The 20,457-nt window shown below is 70.7% G+C and carries 19 protein-coding genes; 8 read left to right on the top strand and 11 right to left on the bottom strand.

Going from position 1 to position 20,457, the window contains the following annotated elements; translation table 11 throughout:
• Positions 1 to 20: 20 nt before the first annotated feature.
• Genes AB0K11_RS15305 through AB0K11_RS15290 form a run of 4 tightly spaced genes read right to left on the bottom strand, consistent with a single transcriptional unit; the run spans position 21 to position 5,153 of the window.
• Entirely contained in the window at positions 21 to 2,033 is a 2,013-nt protein-coding gene (locus AB0K11_RS15305) for a serine/threonine-protein kinase (RefSeq protein WP_364977839.1), read from the bottom strand.
• Positions 2,034 to 2,055: 22 nt separating this feature from the next.
• Entirely contained in the window at positions 2,056 to 3,267 is a 1,212-nt protein-coding gene (locus AB0K11_RS15300; protein ID WP_364977837.1) for a hypothetical protein, read from the bottom strand.
• Positions 3,264 to 4,520: a hypothetical protein gene (locus tag AB0K11_RS15295; protein WP_364977835.1), complete on the bottom strand. Its 1,257-nt coding sequence runs from the start codon at positions 4,518 to 4,520 to the stop codon at positions 3,264 to 3,266. Before AB0K11_RS15295 ends, AB0K11_RS15300 begins: the two co-directional genes overlap by 4 nt.
• Before the next feature lie 27 nt (positions 4,521 to 4,547).
• On the bottom strand, positions 4,548 to 5,153 hold the full coding sequence (locus AB0K11_RS15290) for a helix-turn-helix domain-containing protein (protein ID WP_364978501.1): 606 nt from the start codon (positions 5,151 to 5,153) through the stop codon (positions 4,548 to 4,550).
• 61 nt (positions 5,154 to 5,214) lie between these two features.
• Between AB0K11_RS15290 and AB0K11_RS15285 the strand changes: the two genes are divergently transcribed.
• A complete protein-coding gene (locus tag AB0K11_RS15285) occupies positions 5,215 to 7,458 on the top strand; it encodes a molybdopterin-dependent oxidoreductase (RefSeq protein ID WP_364977833.1) in 2,244 nt (747 codons plus the stop codon).
• A gap of 12 nt (positions 7,459 to 7,470) precedes the next feature.
• Positions 7,471 to 7,980, top strand: coding sequence for a PPOX class F420-dependent oxidoreductase (locus tag AB0K11_RS15280; RefSeq protein WP_364977831.1), 510 nt, complete (start codon positions 7,471 to 7,473; stop codon positions 7,978 to 7,980).
• 7 nt (positions 7,981 to 7,987) lie between these two features.
• Here the strand turns inward: AB0K11_RS15280 and AB0K11_RS15275 are convergent, their stop codons facing one another.
• The 4 genes from AB0K11_RS15275 to AB0K11_RS15260 are packed head-to-tail and all read right to left on the bottom strand — an operon-like array spanning position 7,988 to position 10,597.
• Positions 7,988 to 8,809 (bottom strand): acyl-CoA thioesterase domain-containing protein, encoded by an 822-nt coding sequence (locus AB0K11_RS15275; RefSeq protein ID WP_364977829.1) that lies wholly within the window; start codon positions 8,807 to 8,809, stop codon positions 7,988 to 7,990.
• Between the two features lie 24 nt (positions 8,810 to 8,833).
• Positions 8,834 to 9,166: a GNAT family N-acetyltransferase gene (locus tag AB0K11_RS15270; protein ID WP_364977827.1), complete on the bottom strand. Its 333-nt coding sequence runs from the start codon at positions 9,164 to 9,166 to the stop codon at positions 8,834 to 8,836.
• A 33-nt stretch (positions 9,167 to 9,199) separates the two neighbouring features.
• The gene (locus AB0K11_RS15265) at positions 9,200 to 10,162 is read right to left on the bottom strand and encodes a pirin family protein (RefSeq protein WP_364977825.1); all 963 of its coding nucleotides are present in this window, start codon (positions 10,160 to 10,162) and stop codon (positions 9,200 to 9,202) included.
• Positions 10,163 to 10,171: 9 nt separating this feature from the next.
• On the bottom strand, positions 10,172 to 10,597 hold the full coding sequence (locus tag AB0K11_RS15260) for an EVE domain-containing protein (RefSeq protein ID WP_364977823.1): 426 nt from the start codon (positions 10,595 to 10,597) through the stop codon (positions 10,172 to 10,174).
• 96 nt (positions 10,598 to 10,693) lie between these two features.
• Between AB0K11_RS15260 and AB0K11_RS15255 the strand changes: the two genes are divergently transcribed.
• Positions 10,694 to 10,975: a DivIVA domain-containing protein gene (locus tag AB0K11_RS15255; RefSeq protein ID WP_364977821.1), complete on the top strand. Its 282-nt coding sequence runs from the start codon at positions 10,694 to 10,696 to the stop codon at positions 10,973 to 10,975.
• Positions 10,976 to 11,173: 198 nt separating this feature from the next.
• Here AB0K11_RS15255 and AB0K11_RS15250 read toward each other — a convergent pair whose 3' ends face one another.
• Positions 11,174 to 11,467 (bottom strand): WhiB family transcriptional regulator, encoded by a 294-nt coding sequence (locus AB0K11_RS15250; RefSeq protein ID WP_264014862.1) that lies wholly within the window; start codon positions 11,465 to 11,467, stop codon positions 11,174 to 11,176.
• A gap of 355 nt (positions 11,468 to 11,822) precedes the next feature.
• Here AB0K11_RS15250 and AB0K11_RS15245 point away from each other — a divergent pair, with 355 nt between their 5' ends.
• Complete coding sequence (locus AB0K11_RS15245) at positions 11,823 to 12,569, top strand: transcriptional regulator (RefSeq protein WP_364977818.1); 747 nt, start codon at positions 11,823 to 11,825, stop codon at positions 12,567 to 12,569.
• A 173-nt stretch (positions 12,570 to 12,742) separates the two neighbouring features.
• Complete coding sequence (locus AB0K11_RS15240) at positions 12,743 to 13,909, top strand: hypothetical protein (protein WP_364977816.1); 1,167 nt, start codon at positions 12,743 to 12,745, stop codon at positions 13,907 to 13,909.
• Between the two features lie 67 nt (positions 13,910 to 13,976).
• Here the strand turns inward: AB0K11_RS15240 and AB0K11_RS15235 are convergent, their stop codons facing one another.
• On the bottom strand, positions 13,977 to 14,984 hold the full coding sequence (locus AB0K11_RS15235) for a DUF1942 domain-containing protein (RefSeq protein ID WP_364977814.1): 1,008 nt from the start codon (positions 14,982 to 14,984) through the stop codon (positions 13,977 to 13,979).
• A gap of 251 nt (positions 14,985 to 15,235) precedes the next feature.
• Complete coding sequence (locus AB0K11_RS15230) at positions 15,236 to 16,732, bottom strand: MinD/ParA family protein (RefSeq protein ID WP_364977812.1); 1,497 nt, start codon at positions 16,730 to 16,732, stop codon at positions 15,236 to 15,238.
• A 590-nt stretch (positions 16,733 to 17,322) separates the two neighbouring features.
• Here AB0K11_RS15230 and AB0K11_RS15225 point away from each other — a divergent pair.
• From AB0K11_RS15225 to eccA, 3 genes are read left to right on the top strand one after another with little or no spacing between them, the layout of a single operon-like run.
• Entirely contained in the window at positions 17,323 to 18,159 is an 837-nt protein-coding gene (locus tag AB0K11_RS15225; RefSeq protein ID WP_364977810.1) for an ESX secretion-associated protein EspG, read from the top strand.
• An 11-nt stretch (positions 18,160 to 18,170) separates the two neighbouring features.
• Positions 18,171 to 18,740: a YbaB/EbfC family DNA-binding protein gene (locus tag AB0K11_RS15220; protein ID WP_364977808.1), complete on the top strand. Its 570-nt coding sequence runs from the start codon at positions 18,171 to 18,173 to the stop codon at positions 18,738 to 18,740.
• Positions 18,733 to 20,457, top strand: a complete 1,725-nt coding sequence (gene eccA, locus AB0K11_RS15215; protein WP_364977806.1) for a type VII secretion AAA-ATPase EccA — start codon at positions 18,733 to 18,735, stop codon at positions 20,455 to 20,457. The genes AB0K11_RS15220 and eccA overlap by 8 nt, the downstream gene beginning before the upstream one ends.

Genomic DNA, 20,457 nt, shown 5'->3' with positions numbered 1-20,457 from the left:
CATCCGGCGCGGCGGGAGCGCTACTTGATCCGCTGCGCCATCGCAGGCACCAGCCTCGAATCGAGGTACTGGGTCGCCAGGTAACCGCCCGGCTGCGCCAGCGCGGCCACGGTGTTCTTGTCGTCGACGATGATCAGGTCACCGGTGAACGCCTTCACCTCGTTCGGGAGGCCGTCGTAGCCGCCGCCGCCCGCCGCGCTGTCGGTCCGGATCACCACCAGCACCTCGCTCTTGATCTGGTAGAGCTTGCTGAGATCGGTGACCGAGCGGGCCGTGGTGGTGTCGCCCGGGCCGCGGCGCAGTTCGGCGTTGTAGCGCAGTCCCAGGCTCTCGAGGTAGTCCGCGGTGTTGGACGGAATGAGGATCTGAGCCACGCCGTCATCGGACAGGGTGAGCGCTTCCACCGACTTCCCGACGAGCTGCGAGTTCTGGCTCTCCAGGTCGGCCCGCTGGTCGCGGACCTCGCCGAGCAGTTCGTCGGCGCGGCCCTGCCTGCCCAGGATCCGGCCGACCCACTTGAGCTGTTCCTGCCACGTCCACTTCTGGGAGTCGGTGGCTTCGGGTTGGGTGATCGTCGGCGCGATGGCCGAGAGCCGCTCGTAGGTATTCTCGTCGACTCCGCTCGTCGCGATGATCACGTCGGGCTTGGCGGCCGCCACCGCGGCGGTGTCGATGAAGCCGAGCACATCGGTCGACTGGCCGACCTTGTCCTGCTCCCAGCTGGGGAGCTGCGCGTTGGGGGCGAAGGCCACCACCGGTGTCACGCCCAGCGAGAGCACGGCATCGGCATCGCCCGCGCCGACCGCGGCGACGGCGGCGGGCGCGGCGGTGAGATCGGTCTCGCCGAACGCGTGGGCGAAACTCTGTGCCTCATAGGGCGGCACGTCGGGCCCGCCGGCGAGGACGAACCCCGCGATCGCGGCGACCAGGATCACCGTCGCGGCGATCGCAGCGCCGACGACCAGTTTCCTGCGGCCGCGCCGGGGCGGTGCGGCCGGCTGGCTCGGCGGGGCCACCGGCGGAGGACCGAAGTGCTGCTGCGGCAGGGGTGGCCGCGATCCGGTGACCGGATCGTTGGCGGGGTGCCAGCCGCTGGGGTAGGTGATCGGGTCGTTCGGCGACCGCGGCGGCGGGCCGGGTAGGTGCGGCGGGGGCGCGGTGGCCCACTGCTGTGTGCTGCCACCCGGTGCGGGCCCGCCCGCCAGCGCGGCGGACGCCGCCTGGGCCAGCTCGCGGGCCGACTGGTAGCGCTGGTTTGGGTCCTTGGCCATCGCCTTCGCGATGACGTCGTTGAAAGCCCCTGGCAGCGCCGGGATCCGATCGGTGACGCGGGGCGGCGGTGAGATCAGGTGTGCGGTGGCGACCGCGGAGAGGCCACCGGATTTCGAGAACGGGGTGGCCCCGGTGAGCAGCCGGTAGAGAGCGCAGCCGAGGGCGTAGATGTCGGTGCGGTGATCGATGTGGGTGCCCTCGAGGGCCTCCGGTGCGGCATAGGCGACGCTGGCCATCACGGTGCCGGTCTGGGTGAGCCCGACGGCCTCGTCGACGGCGCGGGCGATGCCGAAGTCGGCGAGGAAGACCCGCTCCTCACCGTCGTCGTTGGCGCTGATCAGGAAATTGGCGGGTTTGACGTCGCGATGCAGGATCTGCCGCCGGTGTGCGTAGTCGAGCGCTTTGGCGACCTCGCCGACGACGTACACCGCCCGTCCGGGTGTCATGCGACCCTGCGTGGTCTCCCGGTCGGCGTCGCTGCCCGCCACGTACTGCATGGCGATCCAGAGCTGGCCGTCGGTCTCGCCGCGGTTGTACACGGTGACGATGTTGGGATGGTCGAGCGTCGCGGCCATGTCGGCCTCCCGCAGGAAGCGGGCGCGGAACATCTGGTCCTGTGACATCTCGGCACTGAGCACCTTGACGGCGTCGCTCCGGGGCAGGCTCGGGTGCTTCGCCCGGTAGACGGTGCCCATCCCGCCGGCGCCCAGCACCGACTCGATGGTGTAACCGCCGAGGACGGTCCCTTCACTCAACGGCATGGCTGCCCTGTTCTCATCCGGGTCACGTCGCGGTCAACATCAGATACTGGGCGGCGGTGCGCTGGTGGAGATCCTCGAGCTGCTGCGACGACAGCGACGCCACATAGCGGTCGACGCTGAAGCGGCACTCGAAGCGCGGTGAACCGGTTTTCGGTGCGTCGGGAGGAACCTCGCCGTTGTCGACGCAGCGCGCGGCAGGCACACCGGGAACAGGTGCGATGTCGGTGCGTCGGGGGTTGGGTTCGCGCGAGGCCTCGTCGAGCAGCCCGTCGAGCAGAGTCGTGCTGTCCGCGGGCTGTTCGGTCCGGTACAGGGTGTCCAGTGCGTTGGCCACGGTCGTGACGTGCGCCTTGTCGAACAGTGCGCCCGAGACGATGGGGTTGGTCGAATAGTGCAGCGCGCCACGGGGATTCCACGAGCCGTGCACCACCGTGAGGTCGCCGGGCGCAACGGGGACGGCCAGGGCGAGTACGCCGTCGGGGTCGACCGGAAGCTTCGAGAACTCGTCGGGCGGGGTGGGGACGAACGCGTCCAGGCGCGGCTTCTGCAGGTCGAGTGCTCGTGCAGTCGCCCGGGCGGCCACGTCGGTGTTGCTGTCGCGCGCCCTCGCCCAGGTGTAGATGACGAAGACGCCGCGCGGGGTGTAGCTGAACATGCCAACGCCACCGGGCACTTCGGTCGACGCGGCCGTGGCGTCGGGGTGGCCGTCCAGCGGAACGGGCTGCGATCGCGCCGCGGTCTGCGCAGGCATCGTCGCCGCGGCTGCTGCGGCGTCCTCGACCGTGGGGAAACGCATCACCGCGATCTCCAGCGCGGCCAGGGTGGCGCCGGGCGCGTCGGACGAGCGGGAGGTGCTGAACCCGGTGAGGAAGTGATTGTTCGCGGCGATGGTCGGCACCGGCTCGGGGATCGACGTCACCAGCGCCCGGGGTTCTTTCCAAACCCTGGTGTTCGCGTTGATCTCGAGCAGCGAAGGATCGACCTCCCACGGGCCCACGACGGCGTCGGCCATCCGATGGGCCTCGATGGCGGCGCCGTTCGGGCCGGCGACGCCCAGTGCAGGCCGCGGGGCGGTGGGGTAGTTGCCGGTGTCCAGCGTGACCGCAGGTGGCGCGTCGGGGTCCCTGAGGGCCTGACCCGTGACCGTCGGCGCGCAGGCGGTCACCAGCATCGCTGCGGTCAGCCAGAACGGCAGGGCCCTGACCAGCATGGTTGTCGGGGTGGCGATCTTCATCCGGCCATCAGCATGGCGTATTGAGCCGAAACGCGTTGATGGGCGTCGGCGAGCTGCATTGCGTTGACCTCGATCAGGTAGCGGTCGGCGACGGCGTAGCAGAAGTGGCCGCCTTGCTGGAGGGCGAGGCAGCGACTGTCGGGCAGGTTCGGCACCCCGTCCGCGGGTGTGCTGGTGGCCGCCAATTCGTCGACGAACGCGTCGGCCATCAGCTGCGCACCGGCCTCGTCGCGGCCCTGGTACAGGTTGGTCTTCGCATACGCCAGCAGATCCATGCCAGCGCGATCGAATGTCGCCGCGGACAGCACGGGGTCGGATTGCAGGTGCAGTGCCCCTCGTCGCTCGTACACGGTCCGCTGGATGAGGGTGGCGTCCTTGGGCGCGATCGGCAACGTCTTGGCCAGCAGGCCGGTCGGATCGATCTGCAGGTCGGCGAATTCTGCCAAAGCCGTCGCCCTGAACTTGTCGATCAGGGGGCCCTGCAGGTCGAGTGTCCTGGCGACCAGCGCCGTTGTCGCCTCCACCCCGCCCGCCGACTGCACCTGTTGCACCAGCACATAGGGCCCGCGGGGGGTCGCGGACCGCACGGTGGCCCAGGTCCTCGGACCGTTGGTGTGGGTACTGCTGGACGCGACGGAGTCGGGATGGCCCGGGATCGGCGCGGGCACCGGCGGGCCCGCCTGCATCGGCAGCTGGACATCGCCCGCCGCTTTGGCGATGTCGGCCACCGCCGCGGCAGCGGCGCCGGGATCGGGGAAGCGCAGGACAGCGTTGTGCAGGAACGTCGTGTCGTCCTTCGACCGGCGCGAGACGAAGAAGCCGTTGACGAACTGGTGGCGCTCCGCGGCCCGGCCGATCTCCTTGAAGATGGGTACCGAGACCTGCCGGGGGATGAGCACCATGGGCTGCCTGATGTAGCCCACGACCAATGCGGGGTCCACCTCCCACGGTCCCGTCACGTAATTGGCCATCCGCTGGGCCTCGACGATCGCCCCCACTTCGGGGGTGCCCGCGGTGCCCAGCGGTGCGGGCTTGGTGGGGTAGTTGCCGACGTCGAGGCCGGCGATGTCGACGGTGCCGGGCGGCGGGCCCGCCGCGGTGACCGGCGAACCGGTGACCTCGGAGGTGCAGGCGGTCAGCACCGTTGCGGCGCCCAGCACGGCGAGCCCGACCCGCAGGCCGCCGACCGTCGACCGTTTGACACCCCTGACACACCGCGACCCCACCCACACGCAGGCCACAGTAGTCAGCATCGGTCAGGCTAACCAGCGAACGCGGTGCTACCGGTGACCGGGAGTGAGCACGCCGCGCAGCACGAGTTCGGCGAGTTCGCGCGCCGCGGTGTCGACGTCGCGGACCCGCCGCACGCACACCGCGTACCAGGCGCCACCGGCGATCACGTCCATGATGATGTCGGCGCCGACGGCGTCGCGGGCCACTCCTGACCTGGCCGCCTCGTCGATCCGCGCGGCCAGCTCACCGCGGGCCGCCGCCTCCAACCGGTCGCTGAGCACCCGCCGCGAATGACGGTCCGCGCGAAGGTCGTTGAGCAGGCCGGGGATCGCCTCGCGCACCGCGGCGTCGCCGTACATCCGCATCGCTCCGCGACACAGCCGGACGATCTCGGCGGCGAAGTCGTCCTCGGGTTGCTCCAATCCCAGGTCAGGGAAGAGCGCCTCGTGCACCAGCTGGGCCTTCGAACTCCAGCGTCGGTACACCGCCGGGCGGCTCACGCCCGCCGTGGCGGCGATCAGGTCGATCGTCGTCGCCGCGTAGCCCCGCGCGGTCAGCAATTCGCGCGTCGTCGCCAGTACCGCCGCGTCGATGGCGGGATCGCGGCGGGAACCGTGCCTTCGCCGCGGAGCCGCCTTCGCCGTTGCCACGATTCGGCCTCCCACCCATCCCCTTTGTCGTTACAGTCTGTCACAACAAAGACGAGGAGGTCCGATGACCACCGAACTGGGCGTGCCACTGGCCGGCATCGGGCAGGACGGCCGCCACCTCTACACCTGCCCGCTGTGTGAAGCCATGTGCGGGTTGGAGATCCAGGTCACCGACGGGAAGGTGGCGGGCATCCGGGGCAACCGCGACGACACCTGGAGCCACGGACACCTCTGCCCCAAGGGCGCCACGCTCGGCGCGGTCCACGACGACCCCGACCGCATCCGGGCGCCGATGATCAAGGTGGACGGGCAGTGGCGGGAGGTGTCCTGGGACGCCGCGTTCCGGCGCTGCACCGAACTGCTCGCGCCGGTCATCGAGCAGTACGGCATCGGCGCGGTCACCGCCTACACCGGCAATCCGCTCGCCCACTCCTTCTCGCTGGCGCGCTACACCGGTGTGCTGCTGGGAATGTCGGGGATGCCGGTCACCTACTCGCCGGGCACCGTCGACCAGTGGCCGAAGAACCTGTCGTCGCACCTGATGTACGGCGGCTGGTGGAGCTTCCCGGTGCCCGACATCGAGCGCACGGACCTGCTGGTGGTGATGGGCGCCAACCCGGCGGCGTCGCAGGGATCGCTGCTGGCCGCACCCGACGTCATGGGCATCATCGGCGACATCGGCCGCGTCCTGGTGGTCGACCCCGTCCGCACCGCGACGGCCGCCCATGCCGACGAATGGCTGCCCATCACGCCGGGCACCGACGCCGCGCTGCTGCTGGCCGTCGTGCACACCCTGTTCGCCGAGGACCTCGTCTCACTCGGGGCGATGCAGGATCACGTGGACGGTGTCGACCGCTTGCGTGACGCCGCCGCCGACTGGTCGCCCGAACGGGTGGCCGGCCCGACCGGCATCGCCGCCGAGCGCATCAGGGCACTCGCCCGTGAGCTCGCGACCACCGAGCGCGCGGTCGTGTACGGCCGGATCGGGTTGTGCAACCAGGAGTTCGGCAGCCTGGCCAGCTGGCTCGTCGACGTCGTCAACATCCTCACCGGACACTTCGACGTGCCGGGCGGCGCGATGTTCCCGCGCGCCGCTGCCTGGTCGCTGACCGTTCAGCCGCAACCGGGATTGGAGGGCGGGCTGCCCGAGTTCGGCCGCTACCGCACCCGCGTCCGCGGCGCCAAGGAGGTGCTCGGTCAGGTGCCGGTGTCCTGCATGGCCGAGGAGATCGCCACGCCGGGCGACGGCCAGATCAAGGCGCTGATCACCGTCGCGGGCAATCCCGTGCTGTCGACCCCGGGCGGGCACCACCTCGACGAGGTGCTGCCCACGCTGGACGCGATGATCGCCGTCGACCTGTGGATCAACGAGACCACCCGGCACGCCGACGTCATCCTGCCCGGCCTGTCGCCGTTGGAGCAGCCGCACCACGACGACCTCATCCTCAACTTCGCGATCAACAGCGTCGCCAACTACTCGTCGCCGGTGTTCGCGCCCGAGGACCCCGACCGGCCGCACGAGTGGGAGATCCTGATCCGGTTGACCGGACTGTGCACCGGCACCCCCGCCGAGGACGTCGACGTGGCCGCCATCGACGACGGGTTCTTCGACTACCTGGCATTCACCCAGGGTCTCGACGGCGCCGAGATCCGCCGCCACTACGACCACGGCGGGCCGGAGCGCATCCTCGACCTCACACTGCGCACCGGTCCGTTCGGCGACCGCTACGGGGAGGATCCGGACGGCCTGACCCTCGAGCGGCTCAAGGCCACCCCGAACGGCGTCAACTTCGGTCCGATGGTGCCGCAGGTGCCCGCCATCCTCGGCACGCCCGACTCCAAGATCCGCCTCGCCCCGCAGTACCTGCTCGACGACCTGCCCCGGCTGGCCGCCCGGGTCGAGCGGGCGCCCGACGATCTGGTGCTCGTCAGCCGCAGGCACCTGAGATCGAACAACTCGTGGCTGCACAACGTGCCGTCGCTGATGAAGGGCAGGGACCGCTGCACGCTGCTGATGCACTTGGAGGACGCCGCGCGGCGCGGGCTGAGCACCGGTGACCGCGTCGCCGTCACCTCGGCCGGCGGCAGCATCGAGGTGCCCGTGGAGGTCACCGACGCGATCAAGCCCGGGGTGGTGTCGATGCCGCACGGGTGGGGCCACGGCAGGCCCGGCACGAGGCTGTCGGTGGCCAACGGTTCGCCCGGCGTCAACACCAACGTGCTGTCGCCGCCGACCTTCCTCGACGAACCGTCGGGCAACGGTGCGCTCAACGGCATCCCGGTGACCATCGCGCGCGCCGACGCCTGATAGGCATTACCGATGGGCAAGAACGAGCGCGGCAAGATCGTGATGTCCGACGCCGAGATCTCCGAGTTCATCGACCGCAGCCGCACCGCCACCATGGCGACGGTGCTCCCCAGCGGGAGGCCACATCTGGTCGCCATGTGGTACGCGGTGCTCGACGGCGAGATCTGGTTCGAGACCAAGGCCAAGTCGCAGAAGGCGGTCAACCTGCGTCGCGATCCGACCATCACGGTGATGATCGAAGACGGCGACACCTACAACACCCTGCGCGGAGTGTCGATCGACGGGCGCGCGGAGATCGTCGACGACGACCCGGAACTGCTTCTGCGCGTGGGCATCAGCGTGTGGGAGCGCTACACGGGGCCGTACAGCGACGACATGAGACCGTTCGTCGACCAGATGATGAACAACCGCATCGCCGTACGCGTGGTGCCGGAGCGCACGCGCAGCTGGGACCACCGCAAGCTCGGCATGCCCGAGATCCCGCTGGGTGGCAGCACCGCACAGTATCTGGGCTCGGCCTGAAGCCGCGCTAGCGGGCCGGCGGCGCGAATCCCGGATTCGCCAGCGCGGTCGTGGTGGCGCTGCCGATCGGGCCGAGACGGTCGAACATGGCGGCCACGCCCGTGGCGACGCCGTCGTGACTGTGATGGGTCAGCGCGCTGAGGCCGATGTGCGGGCCGTCCGGCAACCGGTTGAGCGAGACCGAGTAGTCGGCGTTGATGAACGGCAGCCCCGTACTGCCGAAACTGGTCAGCGAGCTGGCGTAGTCGCCGGCGATCGCGGCGCGGGTGAAGGGTGTCAGCTCGACGCCGTCGACCAGCGGGGTGATGTCGCGCACCCACACCGACTTCGGCCCGCCGTGCTGCCAGCCACTCAGATCGGTACTGGGCCCGCTGTGCTCGGCTCCGGCACCGAAAACCCACAGCAGCACGGTGCGGCCGTCGACGTCGGCGGGATCCGGCGGGATCGGCGGCATCGTGATCGGCAGCGTCCATGCGTCGTCGTCGGGCTGAGGACCGCGGCGCAGCAGCAGTGCGCTCGCCCGCGCCACCACGGTGTCGTCCTGCAGCAGTTCGGCGTCGATGAGGTGCAGCCGCCGTCCCCGCCGGACCAGCCGGGTGCGCCCGCGCACCGGCGCCATCGCGACCGGTCGCAACAGATCCACGGTGAGACGCGCAGGGTGCATGTCGTCGTCCGCGGCCGGCTCGGCGTCGACGAGATGCCCGAGCAGGCCTCCGACGAAGTTCCCGCTCACCGACTCGCCCCAGGGACCGCGGGCGGACGAGGTGGGAACGAACGCGTCGCCGTCGCGCTGGAAGTAGGCGGACCCGGCGCGGCTCTGTGCTGTCACCGCGCCGACCCTAGCGGGCCCCGCTCACCGGCTGGACAGCCAGCGTTTGATGTCCCTGTCGACCGGATCGACCACGTCGGAGAACTCGTCGTGCTTCTCGACGTAGTTCGCGACGAGCTTGCAGACCGGGACGATCCGCAGGCCGGCGTCGCGCGTCTGCTGCAACGCCTCGGCGACCAGGATCGTCGCCAGACCCCGTCCTTCGAACTCGCCGTCCACCTCGGTGTGGGTGAACACCCGCTGCTTGTCGCGGTCGGCGTACTCCGCGAGCCCGACGGTGCGGCCCTCCACCGCGATGGTGAACCTGGTGTCCTCGGCGGTGACGGTGGTGGGTGCCCCGGTCTTGTCAGTGGTCATGGTGTCTCCTGGTCGTCGTCTTCGTCCCGGTCGTCATCTGGGGTTGCGCCGTGGCCGCAGCGTGCCGTTGGGCATCGGCGGGGCCGGTAGCCGGGGTACCCGGCCGCGGTAGCCGTGCACCGTGCCGAACCGATCGGATCCGGCTTCCCACGCCTGCCGGTAGGCGGTGATGTCGGCATGGCTGCGGCCGACGAAGTTCCACCACATCAGCAGCTCCTCGCCGAAGGGCGGACCGCCGAGCAGGATCATGCGTGCGGGCCCGTCGCCACGGTTGACGATGCTCAGCTCGTGCCGGCCGGCAGGTTGGAACACCATCTCGGCGGCGTCGAGCCGGACTCCCGCCGCCTCCACGTCGCCCCGGTCGAGCAGAACGCCGTGCTCGAATCCGGAGTCCACCTCGAGGACCACCACCGCCCCCGGTTCCAGGTCGAGTTGGGCGCCGAGCAGTGGTGTGAAAGTCGCCACCGGCGAGCGTGCGCCCTCGGCCTCGCCGAGGAAGACGCGCAGGGTGACCCCGCCGGTGGTGCGGGGCCGCGGAACGTGATGGGCGAAGTCGCGGCCGGTGTCGCGGTCGGGTTCGGGAAGGGCGACCCAGAGCTGGACGCCGTGCAGGACGGTGGTCGCGGGGGTGGACACCTCGGAGTGGCAGATGCCTGCGCCCGCGGTCATCAGGTTGAGCTCGCCGGGACGGACCATGGCGTGCACTCCCGCACTGTCCCGGTGCTCGACCTCGCCGCTGAAGAGCCAGCTGACCGTCTGCAGTCCGGTGTGCGGGTGCGGCGGCACGTCCATACCGGGTCCGCCGGACACGTCGTGCGGCCCGTAGTGGTCGGCGAAGCACCAGGCGCCGATGAGTGACCGGTCGCGCTGCGGCAGCGTGCGGCGGACGCGCATCGCGCGCGGCCCGCCGAGTGGCACGTCCCGGGGGTGCAGCACACCGGCGAACGGCGGAGCGGCGCAGACGACCTCGGCGGGCGCCGGGTCGGTGTTGCTCACCGTGCCAATCTACGGCGCGGCGACACCTGCCACCGCGGCGCGGATGACGTCGAGGTCGTGGTCGCCGATCGCGAAGACGCCGAACCGGAACTTGTAGCCCCATCGCTGCTTGTTCTCGATGAACTCGAGGTGCTCGATGAGTGGGCGGATCGGCGTCTCGGTGCACTCGAGGAAGTCGACGTTGCGGCGCCACGGCTGCTGATCGCCTGGCAGCTCGGCCTGGTAGGGCTCGTCGTCGACCACCTGCCCGATCGCCGTGAACGCCTGCAGCGGTTCGCCGTCGGGGTGGGCGGTGCGTGGTGAGTAGAAGACGATCCAGTCGCCGCGGGCCATTCTGCGCAGGGCGTGCGGCTTGCCGTGGTTGGCCTGGGTGAAGCGGCCGCGGACGGCACGTTCGACGTGGTCGCGGCTGACGGTGTTGATCCAGTTGGTCATGCCTCGCACGCTAGGTCCCGGGTCCGACGATGACGACGGCTCGGACGAGCGCCCTGTGGATAACTTCCGCGGCGTGTGTGGGCCTACCATTCCGGCATGAGCCGAGCCGCCGGGGCGCTGACCGCCGACCAGGTCCGCGGTGCCACCTTCGGGAAGTGTGCGTGGCACCGCCGGGGGTATGACCCGAAGTCGGTCAACGACCTGCTGGCGCTGGTGGCCCGGCGCCTCGACGGCCGGGGCCATCTCACGGCCGACGACGTGCGGGGCATTCGATTCCCGAAGGCGCCGTTGGGTCGTCGCGGCTACGACGAAGACGAGGTCGACGCCTTCATCGCGGCGCTGCTGACGACTATGGCCGGTCTCGAGGACCGGCCATAGGTCGAAGCTGGGACGATGCCGCCATGGCGCCTCTCGGCGAGTGGTCGCTCGTAGCGACTTGAGGGGTGGAGCCCGGGGCATGCCCGGCACCGTCGGATGATGTAACCGCGGCTGTCCCCGCGCTATTCCGTGGACAGCATTCTGCCCTCCCGCCGCCGTCCCCTCGACGCGGCGGCAGGAGGGCAGATGGCCGGGCGGTTACGCCGACTCGGGGTAGTACCGGCGGACCGCTCGCACCGGGTATCCATTGCGCTCGGCCAGCGAACGAAGCTGGCGCAGCGCGAAGGTGCGGCCGCGGCCGGCCTCCGGGATGACGATGCCGGCCCACAGTCCCTCGGCCTTGGGCAGTTCGACGGCGTCGCGGGCGCACATCCACCGGCGGGGGCACCCGCGGCAGATCGCCTTGGCATCCTCGTCGGCCGTGGTGGTCCACCGCTCGGGATCGCGGGTGCAGGCTCCGACCGGGATCTCCAGGAAGGTCACGTTGCTCATGGGGTTCGGCTCCTCTGCTGCTCGGCGGTTCTGCACCGCATGAGGAGAAATGTATAGCAACAACCGTAGCGATGCAACAGTTAAGCGGAGCGCAATACCGAAGCGTTGCAACTACCCGCTACGGCTCATCCATGAAAAGCGTTTGAACTGGTGGTTTGCTCCCCCGCTCGACCAGCCACGCGACACAATCAGGCGCGCAACCGTAGCGATTCGCTTGGCCGCGACGGCACCGAGGTGTAGCTTTGAAACGGCTGTGAGACGCAGTACCCGACCCGAGTCGTAGCGCCCGCTACGGTGACGTCTAGTATTGCGACGTCGGAGCCGCCGCCCACCCCAGCGAGGAATACGCCGTCCAATGACCAATGCGGAGTCGATCGACGAGGCAACGGGAGCGGTCGATCCAGGAATGGTCCGGGCCGGTGCCGCCGCCGCCGCACGACGGCGTGAGCTCGACATCAGTCAGCGCAGCCTGGCTGCCGACGGCATCATCAACGCCGGCGCGCTGATCGCCTTCGAGAAAGGCCGGAGCTGGCCGCGGGAGCGAACCCGGGCAAAGCTCGAGGAGGTCCTGCGGTGGCCGCCGGGGACCATCGCCCGGCTCCGCGACGGACAGACTCCGGTACCTGACGAGGAAGCCGCACAGACCACCGCCGCGGTCGCCACCACGAGCGACGAGATCCCGCTCGTCGCCCAGGCCGTCGTGACCGCCGTGCACACGCTGGCCTCGGCCGCGGACGCACTGCCACCGATCGATGACCCCCAGTTCACGCCGCGGGTGTCGGCCATCCTCGCGGACCTGCGGCAGCTGGAGGCGGTCGCGGCGCGCGCGGCTCGGATCAGCAGGGTGACCCCGGCGTTGATCAAGGCGTTGAGCTCGGTCCGTGGTCGCATCGACGATCTCACGATGCTCGGCGCGACGGCACCGAACGCCACCCTGGGCCAGCGGCTCTACGCGGTACGGCGCCGCGCCAACCTCACCATCGGCGAGACCGCACAGGCCGCCGGAGTCAACGAGGCGGACATCGTCTGCGCCGAGGCCGAGGAGCCGGTACCGGGTTCGGCGGTGAGCGCCATCGAGCAGCTGATCGACCAGCTCGATTGAGCCACCGGACGCATCGACCGGCGCCGCGATGAGAGCGCGCCGCCGGGGTGACCGCCTACTAGTCTTGTCTGCGAGTTCCGCCGACCGAGACACATGCCCGCACGTTTCTGCGACCCGACCGGGGTCACCATGGGGGGTTGTGAAGTGAAGACGAGCCGGGCCGAGGTGCCGTCATGACGTGGCCGCCGCCGCCCCCGACGTCGGATCCTTGGGAATCGCAGACGGTTCCGCCGGGCGAGCCGCCGCCGCGCTACGACGAACCGGACGCCGTGGCGCCGGATCCCAGGCCGTTCGACGGCGCCTGGGAGTCGCCGGCGGGTGCGCATGCCGGTCAGACCGCAGAGCTACCGTTCCCGGTGCCGTCGTTCGACCCCGACTGGAACCTCGGCGGCGAGACCCCGGCGGACGCCGACTCCACCGATGTCGCACCGGCCGCCGCGCAGCCGGCGCCTGACACCGAGGATCGCACCGCCGCGGCGCCACCGGCCTCGTGTGATGCGTGGGAAGCGCCGAGCCATCCCGTGATCCAGCCGATGGCCCACTTCGAGTCGCCGGCCGTCACGCCCGGCTGGGAACCTCCGGGCGACCCGGTCGTCCAGCCGGTGGTCGACGCCGGACACGCACAGCGCTACGAGCCCCGCTGGGATGACGCGGGCGCACCCGGCACGGAGCCTGCCGCCGGCCCACCGCCCGAATACGTTGCGACGGAGGGCCAATGGTCAGGTCTCTACCACGCGCCGCCTCCTGTCATGCCGCGCCCGAAGGGGAACGCCGTACCGCTGCGCGTGCTGCTCGTCGGCGGTGGCGCACTGCTGGCCGTCGTCCTGGTGGTCGCTGTGGCGATGTGGCTGTTCAAGCCGTCGCCGGCCGCCGACACGTCGGCAGCCACCACCTCCGAGCCCGCACCGGTCGACACCGAGGCCCAGGACAGGCTGCTGCGTGCGGTGCCCCGCGGTTACGGGCCGCAGGCCTGCGAGCAGACGTCCGTATCCGGTGGGGCGGTGGCCCGGGTCTCCTGTGCGAAGAACACCGATCCGGGTGGTCCGGACACCTCGACCTACACGCTGTATCCCGATCGCGCCGCCCTGGACGCCGCCTTCGCATCGCTCGTCGCCTCGTCGCAGGTGGTGGTGTGCCCGGGCCGGATCCAGTCACCGGGCCCATGGCGGCGCAACGCCACTCCGGACAAGGTCAGCGGGACGCTGCTGTGCGTGCTCGACCAGAACCGGCCGACCGTCAGCTGGACCGATGTCGACGAGATGTTCATCGGCACAGTCGAAGCGGGACCCGGCGGGCCGTCTTTCGACCAGCTCTACTCGTGGTGGGCCGCGCACTCCTGAGCGTCGAGGGCACCGAAATGCGATGAGGGCGGCCGCAGTGCGGCCGCCCTCATGCGATGGAGCTGGGTCAGGTCGTGGCGCCCTGATTGCTGGCAGGAACAGCACCCGGCGGAACCACGACCGGCGACGGCGCGACGCCCTCGCCCGGAAGCGGTGTGCCCCCGCTGCCGGCCGGCGGGGCCACCTGGGACCCGGCCGGGATCGGCGCCGCGGGAGCACCCGGTGCCGGAGCGGCCGGTGCGGGAGCGCCCGGAACACCGGCAGCGGCCGGCGTTCCGGCGGGAGCCGGCGCGCCCGCGGGCAACGGCGTACCCGCACTGCCCGCGGGAACCGGCTGCGTGCCCGCGGGAACCGGCTGGGTGCCTGCCGGAACCGGCTGGGTGCCCGCGGGAACCGGAGCACCTTCCGGCAGCGGCGTTCCCGCGCTACCCGCAGGCAGCGGAGTGCCGTCGGGGCCGACGGCCACAGGGGTGCCCGACGCGCCCGGCGCGGCGGGATCGACCTCGTTGCTCGCCGGAGCGGGCGTCAGTTCCTCGCCGTCGGCGGTGGCCGGCGCCTCGTCGGCGACCTCGGCGGGAGCCGTAGAGCTGCCCGCGGGGTAGTTCGAGGTGTCCGGCGCCGACTGCGGCGCGGCGGGCGGCTCGTCCCACACCAGGAGGTCACGCCCACCGGCGTTGTAGACGACGGTATCCGGTGCGGGACCCGTCACGTCGAAATAGATCTTGCCGCTGGTCTCCTGGCCCTGCGCAATGGTTGCCGGGTTGACACCCTGCGGGGTGGCGACCTGGAACAGCGCGCGGTAGTTCTGGCCGTCCGCGGCGCGGGCGTTGAAGTTGGACACGATCGGCGTCGCCGGTCCCGCCACGGCCTTGTCGGTCGCGGTGGCTTCCCACAGGGTGCCGCGCACCTGGTAGGGAATGGTGTCCGAGCTGGGCTTGAGGCCAGTCACCGTCCAGTGCTGCACGACGTTGCCGTCGCGCAGTTCGGCCTGGTTGCCCAGGTCCTGGGTGCTGACTCCGGCGGTGTCCGCGCCGGCGATCGGCGCGGCGATGACGCCTGCGGCTCCCGCAGCCAAGGTTGCTGCGGCCAATGCATTACTGATGGTCGTGATCTTCAAAGTTGTTCACTCCTGAGTCGTCCGAATGCCGACTCCCCCGGTCTTAGGGAGGTCACAGAATCGAAGTTAGCAGGTCGCCCGGCACGCGGGCACCCCCGCCCGCCGTGAACGCTGCCCCAACGGACGCGGTCCGACAGGTGCAGAATTCCGCGAACGCGCCCCGTCACCACCACTTTCGGAGGCCGGCGATGCTTGCTGGCGAACGTTTGTCAGCCGCGGTCGCGGATCCGATCGTCGTGAGTCGGAAAGTGCGAGGCGAGGATCGCGGCGATCTCCAGGAAGCGCCGACGGGTCGCCTGGGACATCTCGCTGGTGCGGTCGATGACGCCACCGGGGCGCAGGTGTCCGTCGAACGGCACCTCGACCACCGCCTGGCCCTGGCCGGCGAACTGCTGGGCCAGGATCGAGCGGGTGCGCTTGTCGGCGTGGCCGTCGGAGTCGTTGAGAACCACGACCGTGCGCTGCAGCAGACCGGTCAGCCCACGGTTGGCCAGCCAGTCCATCGTCTGGCCCGCCGCGGCGGCGCCGTCGACCCACGGCGAGGACACCACGATCAGCGCGTCGAGGTCACGGAGCACTTCCTGGGTGACCGGGGAGTCCATCGTGGAACTGCAGTCGACGATCGAGATGGAGAAGTACCGGTCCAGCCGCGAGGTGGCCTCGCGGTAGATCGCGGGGTCGAGCACCCGGCGACGGGCCGGGGTGGCCTCCCCGGCGAGCACGAACAGGCCGGCCGCGTTGTTGCCCACCCTGCTGCGGACGTCGGCGAACGAGTCGAGGTGCTGGTCGCTCGCCAGTTCCCAGTACGAGCCCTGCGCCTTCGGGTCGACCCGGCTGCCCAGCTTCCCGAACGCGGTGTCGGCGTCGATCGCCACCACCCGGTCGTCCTGGCGGAGTTCGGCGAAGATCGAGCCGATGCTGGCAGACAGGGTCGTCTTCCCGACGCCGCCCTTGCCCATCACGCCGACCTTGTAGTGGCCGCGCAGCGCTCCCCGGATCTTCGCCTCCAGTTCGGCCTGACGCAGTTCGCCGGCCGAGGGACCGGGGTTGATCGCGCCGAAACTCGCGCGGTAGACGAGCCGCCGCCAGCCGCGCTGTGGAGGCGTCCGGCGGGCGGGCACCAGGTCGTTGACCCGGATGCGGTCGGCGTAGGACCCGCTCGGCGGCGGCGCCGAGATGCGGGCGTCCGGACCGTAGGGGGCAGCCGGCCACTGGCGCGGCGCCGCACCCGGCGGCGGTGGTGCCGGCTGGCCCGGCGGCGGTGCCCCCGGCTGACCCGGCGGCGGTGACGCCGGGGCGGGCGGACGGGCTTGCTGCCAGTTCGGTCCCGGTGGCGGCGGGCCCCAACCGGGTTCGGGCCGGTGCGGCGCGGGCGGGCGGGCATCGTGGGCCGGCGGCGGCGGCGCGGCGGCCTGCGGTTCGCGGAAGCTGGTGCGGGGACGGTCGGGTTCCCGGATCGGCTCGGGGCGGGCCTCGTCGGCGGCTGGCGCCGGAGGCGGCTGGTCGGCGGCGTGCGGCGCAGGCTGATCCGGGCTGGCCGGCGAAGGACTGTCCCTCGGCGGCAGATAGTCGACGGGCGGCCGGCGCGAGGCCGGCGGCTGGGGCGGCGTCCTCGGACCCGTCGGTCCGGTGTCGGGCTCGAAGTCGGTCTCTTCCGGGCCCGTCCAGCCGAGCTCTCGCCGCAGTGCGTCATCGCGGTCGGTCACTGCAATTACTCCTCCGGAAAACTTCAACGACGCGGTCTTCGGCCGCTTCCCAGTATCAACTACCCGCGCCGCCTTCCGCCGTGGCAGCGGAGCCGCGCTGGCCAGCAAATACAGCCATTCGGCATGTTTTGGGAGGTGCAGCCCGTCTGCGGGAGCGACGGCCGACCACCGGAACACGCACCCGCGGCACGCCGATCCGCCCGGCGCCCGGCGGTGACCCAGGCACCGCCGCCGCCGCCGAACGTTCGCTGACGCATGTGTCTATTCCACTTGATCGGCCGAACCATGTGGTCAAGGCCATTGCTGTAGCATTGCCGAGAATATTGACGGACCGGGGTCACGCCCTGTGAATTGGTGCGTTGGCGGTGTCGATTTCGCTGGTACGCTCGCATGCGGTAAAGGGGGTCGGGTCATATGGGTACGCATGCCGAATTAGGCACCTCTGGCAAAGTTCTCGATGTCGCCGCCCGCAGTGGCGCAGGGACGCCGGAGTCGCCGAACACCGCGGTTGAGCCGCCCATGACCGTCGTTGCGGTCCACCGGGCGCGCCGCGCCGGAGTTCGCGGCGGCGAACTCCCGGGGCGGCGGCGATGACGGCGGGCACGAACACCACCCACGTCGACGACGTCGTCGGCGTCGAGGTGACGATCGACGGCATGCTGGTGATCGCCGACCGGCTGAACCTGGTCGACTTCCCGGTGGCACTCGGCATCCGGCTCAACATCCCGCAGCCCGACCTCCGCCAGGTCGTCTGGGAGCAGGTCGCGCGGGACCTCACCGCCCAGGGCGTGCTCGACATCTACGGTCAGCCGCATCCCGAGGTGGCGGCGATGGTGGACACCCTGAGCCGGCCCGACCGCGTCCTCGAGGGTCGCTGGTGGCGCCGCGATCTCGGCGGCAAGATGGTCCGCTTCGTCGTGGTCCGCAAGGGCGAGCGCCATGTCGTCGCCGCACGGGACGACGAGATGCTGGTGCTGCAGCGCATCGCGCCGCAGGTCGGCCTCGCCGGAATGGTCACCGCCGTGCTCGGCGCCGCCCAGGCCGCGAACGTCGAACCACTCACCGGGGTGGCGGCCCGGCTGGCCGAATGCCGCACCGCCGAAGCGCTCACCGCACTCGGCGTACCGGTGGCGTCGGCCCGCGTCTACGCCGAGATCATCAACGAGCCGGCCAGCTGGGTGGAGATCACCGCCACCGAGCGCCATCCCGGCGGCACCAACACCACGGCTGACGTCGCCGCCGGAGTGCTCGACTCCCGGCAGGGACGCATCGTGTCGATTCCCCGGCGTGTCAACGGCGAGCTCTTCGGCTCCTTCCTGCCGGGCACGCAGGACAACCTGCAGCGCGCACTCGAGGGTCTGGTCGAGTTCCTCCCGTCGGGCGGCTGGTTCGAGAAGACCGACCCGGACAGCCCGTTCGCGGATTGAGGAAGGCCTACATGGGGGGTGACACTCCGCCACGCGACGCCTCGGACGACTACGACGGCCTCGCGGCATTCGACTACTCGTCCGACGCGGGTGCTGTCGACGAGGCCGATCTCGCGGCGCTCGTGGACTACCTGCCCTCGGGCGGGTACGGCGACGACAGCGATGACAGCGACGATCAGGATGCTGTCGAGGCGACGGTGTACGTGCTGGGCACCCCCGACGCCACCGACACCGTCGAGGCCCGTCCGGCCACCGGGTTCACGGTGACCAACCCGCCCGGGACGGTCACCGTCACCGCGTTCCTCGACGGGCGCATCCAGCAGGTCGAGCTGTCCCCCCGGGTCGTCGGCATGACCGAGGCCGACCTCGCGGAGGAGATCGTCGTGATCGCCAGCCTGGCCACCACGGACGCCCGGTCCGCCCAGTTCTCCTTCATGCTCGACGGCATGCGGGAGCACGGCCACAGCGACGTGGCCACTCGCGACTTCCTCACCAGGGACCTGGAGCTACCCAGTCCGGAGCAGGCCGACGCCCGGCGGGCCGAGGTGTTCGCGACCCGATATGAAGGTAGCCATGAGTGATCATCTGGCGGGCCTCTTCGGCAGCGCGGTGGGCATGCTGCCCACGTCCCCGGCACGTGCCCTCGAACTCTTCACCGAGATCACGAATCACGACGAGACCGCGTGCGACGCGTGGGTCGGGCGGATCCGTTGCGGCGACCGTGAGCGCGTGACGCTCTTCCGGGCCTGGTACTCGCGGTCGAACTTCGGCAGGTTGGCGGGCGCGGCCGAGGTCCCGATGAATGCGCTCGGCGCCCGGGTCGGGATCGGTGGCATCTTCGGCAAGGACATCAGCTACCCGGTGGTCTCGCCGTTGGCGCTGACCCTGGGCTTCGCCGTGCAGGAGGCGTCGGAGGGTAACCACGCCGATGCGATGGAGGCGCTCGAGAGCGCGCCCGCCCCGGGCGCCGAGCACCTCGTCTCGTGGACCAAGGCGGTCATCCTGGCATCCGGCGAGCGCTGGACGGACGTGATCGAGCAGGTGCGCACCGCGGGCAGCTGGCCGGACAAGTTCCTGGCCGCCGCGGCGACCGTCGCACACGGCGTCGCGGCTGCCAATCTCGGCCTGTTCACCGAGGCGGACCGCCGGCTCACCGAGGCCAACGGCACCCCGGTCGGCGAGGCCTGCGCCCCGGCGATCGCCTGGTACCTGGCGATGGCGCGGCGTGCACAGGGCAACGAAGAGTCCGCCAATGTGCTGCTGGAGTGGTTGCAGGCCAACCATCCTGAGCCGAAAGTCACTGCAGCGCTTCGCGATTCGAACTACCGCCTGGCGACGACGACGGCAGAGAAGATCGCGGCGCGCACCGACCCGTGGGATCCGGCGAGCGTGGTCGCCGACACGTCGGGCCGGGAGAGGCTGCTCGCCGAGGCGCAGGCCGAACTCGACCGGCAGATCGGCCTCAGCCGGGTGAAGGAACAGATCGAGGCCTACCGAGCCGCCACCCAGATGGCGAAAGTCCGTGCCGCCCGGGGGATGAAGGTCGCGCAGACGTCCAAGCACATGATCTTCACCGGCCCGCCGGGCACCGGCAAGACCACCATCGCCCGGGTGGTCGCCAACATCCTGGCCGGCCTGGGCGTGATCTCCGAGCCGAAGTTGGTCGAGACGTCCCGCAAGGACTTCGTCGCCGAGTACGAGGGCCAGTCGGCGGTCAAGACCGCACGCACCATCGATCGCGCCGTGGGTGGCGTGCTGTTCATCGACGAGGCCTACACGCTGGTGCAGGAGCGCGACGGACGCACCGACCCGTTCGGCACCGAGGCGCTCGACACCCTGCTGGCCCGAATGGAGAACGACCGGGACCGGCTGGTGGTGGTGATCGCCGGCTACAGCGCCGACATCGACCGTCTGCTGGAGACCAACGACGGCCTGCGGTCGCGGTTCGCGAACCGGATCGAGTTCGACTCGTATTCGCCGGATGAGATCGTCGACATCGCGAAAGTCATTGCCACCGCCAATGACTCGATGTTGAGCGACGAGGCCGCCAAGCGGGTGCACGAGGCGGCCACCCTGCTGAGCCAGCGGGCGCTCGGCGGCAAGCCGGCGCTCGACATCGCAGGCAACGGCCGGTACGCACGCCAACTCGTGGAGGCCGGCGAGCAGAACCGCGACATGCGGCTGTCCCGCTCGCTGGACTTCGATGACCTGGGGGTCGAACAATTGAGTGAGATCGACGGCGAGGACATGGCCTCGGCGATCGCAGCGGTGCACGCCCGACTGAACATCAGCGGCTGA

The organism is Mycobacterium sp. NPDC050551, from assembly GCF_040674075.1.
GTDB lineage: Bacteria > Actinomycetota > Actinomycetes > Mycobacteriales > Mycobacteriaceae > Mycobacterium.
The sequence above is the reverse complement of the archived record's forward strand: the minus strand, read 5'-3'. Positions and strand labels throughout refer to the sequence as shown.